This is a genomic window from Actinomycetota bacterium (genome assembly GCA_005774595.1).
Lineage (GTDB): Bacteria > Actinomycetota > Coriobacteriia > Anaerosomatales > D1FN1-002 > D1FN1-002.
On record VAUM01000222.1, the window covers coordinates 1 to 3,303 of the forward strand.

Here is a 3,303-nt window from a genome sequence, read left to right on the forward strand (position 1 = left end):
GCCGGTGAGCGTGCAGTGCCGGGGCGAATCCTTCCGCCGCTTCTTCGCGCACGTCGCGCTCGACGCGTGCCGCTTCGCCGAGGCGTACAACGGCGAACTCGGCGCGTACCGGCAGCGTACGGGCGTCCGTTCCGCCGTGCAGCCGTTCCCCGACCTGGCGTCGGACGGCGACACGGTCGAGCTGCCGTTCTGGGCACTGGCCGGCGGTGAGCGGCGCACGGTGTCCGTGCGCGTGGCCGACGGCCTGCGCGTGCTCGCGGAGACGGAGGATGTGGCCGGGTCGGCAGCCGAGCCGGGCGCCGTCGCGGCCGCTCTCGAGTCGGCAGGGGTGGCGGTGGCCCCCAAGGCGCTCGCGCTCACGATGTTCAACCGCCTGCTCGTCGCCGACCTGTTCATCCACGGCGTCGGCGGCGGGCGCTACGACGCGGTCACCGACGGCGTCGCGTCGCGGTTCCTCGGGCTGCGTCTGCCGGCGTACGCGGTCGCGTCGCTGACGATGTACCTGCCCCTCGGCGGCCGGCTCGTGACGCCGGAGGAGGTCGAGGCCGCCGAACAGCGCGTCAACGCCCTCGAGCACAACCCCGACCGGCTCCTGGCGGAGGTGGCGTTCGAGACGCCGACGGAGCGCGATGAGGCGGAGCGGCTCGCCTCGGCCAAGCGCGTGCTCGTCGAGGCCATCGCGGCGGACGGCGCCGACAGGAAGGCGCTCGGCGCCGAGATCCGTGAGGTCAACGCGGCTCTCGGCGGCCTGCTCGCGACCGTCCGCGAGGAGGCGCGCGCCGAGCGGGACCGGCTCGCCGCGCAGCGGGCCGCGTCGGACGTGCTCACCGACCGGGGCTACCCGTTCTGTCTGTGGAGCCCGCAGGAGGTCGCCGACAAGGTGCGGTGAGCGGCCACCTGTTCTCGCGCTCTTCGCCGCGACCTGCGGTCGGTGCTATCATGCTCGCGCTCCCGCAGCCGGGGGCTCACCGACTGAGAGGAATCCGAAATGGGCAAGCCGGTCGTCGATCCCGACAGCTGCACTGCGTGCGGTATCTGCGTCGATGAGTGCTCCACGGGCGCGCTGGACATGGGCGACGTCGCGTCGCTCGGCCGTCCGGACGACTGCACCGAGTGCGGTACCTGCGAGGACGTGTGCCCGAACGGCGCGATCACACTCGAGTAGCGCCGCGCACGGGTGCACCACATCGCGAAGGCCGGCCCGCTGCGGGCCGGTCTTCGCGCATCTGTCACCCGCGCGGCCCCATACGGTCCCGCGTGTACATGCGCGGCTCCTCGCCCCGCAGCAGGCCCATGAAGCGCTTGTGGTGCGCCGCGTACACCACGGCGCCCATGACGAGGGCGAACGGCCAGTCGGGCGAGCGCACGAGCAGGGCCGTGGCGGGCAGCGTCCATGAGGCGGCGACCTGGCCCGCCATCATGTAGCGTGTGAGCGCGATGACGAGCAGCCCGACCACGACCACCGCTGCGAAGTAGCGCCAGTCGTACCCGAGTAGCGCTCCGGCGCCGGTCGCCATGCCCTTGCCGGTGCGGGTGAACCGCTTCTTGATCACGGCCATCCACAGCGAGTAGTTGTGGCCGAGCACCGCGCCGGCCACCATCGCGAGCGGGACTACGAGCCACGGCTGGAGATACCAGATGGCGCTCACGCTTCGCAGCGTCTCGCCCCACGGCCGCAGGGCGAGCGCCCAGTCGAGCGGCAGGCCGCCGACGGCGAGCTTGGCGGCGAGCGCGGGCACGAGCCCCTTGAGCCCGTCGAGGATCATGGCGACCACGAACCAGCCCCACGAGCCCGTCGCACGCTTCACGTTCATCGCCCCGACGTTGCCGGTGCCGTAGTCGGTGACGTCGGTTCCCTTCACCGAGCGCACGATGACGTATGCCCAGGGGATCGAACCGACGAGGTACCCGACGACCAGCGTCGCCAAGGGGACCGCGAGAGCCGTTGCCGTCACGAGGGTCCCGCCATGACGACCTCGAACGCGGAGGGGAACGTCTCGACCTCGTAGCGGGTGTCGAGCAGGACCTCGCCGTCGATCTGCCCAGCCACCGGCTCGTCGCTCTCGACGACCACCGATGCATGTCGCGACATCGTCACCGGCCGCATGCGGGTGTGCTTGCCGGCGATGACGAAGGGAAGCCGCCACAGGGCTTCGCCGAGCGGCATCGCCGCGATCGCGCAGACGTCGAGCAGCCCGTCCGTCGGGACCGACTCGGGCGTGATGAGGAAGCCACCGCCGTAGGTCGGCCCGTGCGTCAGCGCGAGGGCGAGCAGGTCGACTTCCTCGGGCTGCCCGCCGTCGTACGCGACCCGCAGCCTGTGCGAGTGGTACTGGTTGAACAGCACGTAGAACAGCGAACGCAGGTAGAGCGGCAGCCCGCTCCAGCCGGTGCGGACCTTCATCTCGACCGCCTTCGCGGTCACGCGTGCGTCCAGGCCGATCGCCACGGAGTTGTCGAACCACATGCCGTTGCATCGGCCGATGTCGACCATCCTGCGCTCGCCGGTCGCGACTTGGCGCACCGCGGTCGGGAGGTCGAATGAGATGCCGAGCGTGCGTGCGTAGTCGTTGCCGGAACCGGTGGGGATGATCGCCATCGCCGGCCGGTCGCCGGCGGGGCGCTCCATGATGCCGTTCGTGACCTCGTGCACGGTCCCGTCACCGCCGACCGCGAGAACGGTCTCGAAGCCGTTCGCTTCGCGAGCCAGGTCGAGCGCGTGCCGCGGCGCCTCACTCTCGATGTAGCTGATCTCGGCGCCGGAGACACCGTCGAGCAGCCGCCGGATCGCGGGCATGACCTGCCCCGTCACCCCGTGCTTCGCCGCCGGGTTCACGATCGCCAGGCACTTCCCGAGGGCCATGCATTCCCTCCCGTCGCCAAGCTCCCCGTCCGGGTGGAGCATACCGATTCCGGGCACCGCTGCGCGACCTTCGTGCCAGTCGTGCGCGGGGGGCACCGTTCTTGCTCGGCGGGGTGCGACGGGACAGCTGGGGCGCCGGGACGCCGAGGTGCTCGTGACCGGGATTTGGCTGCTCGGGATAGCGGCGGGGCTGGCGCTGATGGTGTGGGACCAGGCGCGGTTCCGGCGGTTCTACCGGCGTGCGGCATCGGCCTCGCCGCAGCGCGCGCGCATGCTCGCACGGCGCCGGTTCGCCGAGAGTGGCGCGGCCGCGCTGGCCACTGCTGCGGTCGCGCTGGGGGTGTACGTCGCGCTCCCGGCGCCCGCACCGGGGCGTTTCGGCCCGTTCGGGCTGCTGACGGCGGGCGCCGTCGCGACCTGGGTCGCCGTCTCATGGACGC

The 3,303-nt window shown here is 71.9% G+C and carries 4 protein-coding genes; 2 read left to right on the top strand and 2 right to left on the bottom strand.

The genetic code is table 11. The features are described 5' to 3' along the window. Positions 1-988: 988 nt before the first annotated feature. Positions 989-1,165, top strand: a complete 177-nt coding sequence (locus FDZ70_08220) for a 4Fe-4S dicluster domain-containing protein (GenBank protein TLM72676.1) — start codon at positions 989-991, stop codon at positions 1,163-1,165. Between the two features lie 64 nt (positions 1,166-1,229). Here FDZ70_08220 and FDZ70_08225 read toward each other — a convergent pair whose 3' ends face one another. Then, positions 1,230-2,147, bottom strand: a complete 918-nt coding sequence (locus FDZ70_08225; protein TLM72677.1) for a glycerol-3-phosphate acyltransferase — start codon at positions 2,145-2,147, stop codon at positions 1,230-1,232. Further along, positions 1,952-2,920, bottom strand: a complete 969-nt coding sequence (locus tag FDZ70_08230) for a diacylglycerol kinase family lipid kinase (GenBank protein ID TLM72678.1) — start codon at positions 2,918-2,920, stop codon at positions 1,952-1,954. The genes FDZ70_08225 and FDZ70_08230 overlap by 196 nt, the downstream gene beginning before the upstream one ends. Before the next feature lie 97 nt (positions 2,921-3,017). On the opposite strand from FDZ70_08230, the gene FDZ70_08235 reads away from it, so the two are divergent. Further along, positions 3,018-3,303: hypothetical protein (locus FDZ70_08235; protein ID TLM72679.1), on the top strand; the 286-nt coding region annotated here is incomplete at its 3' end.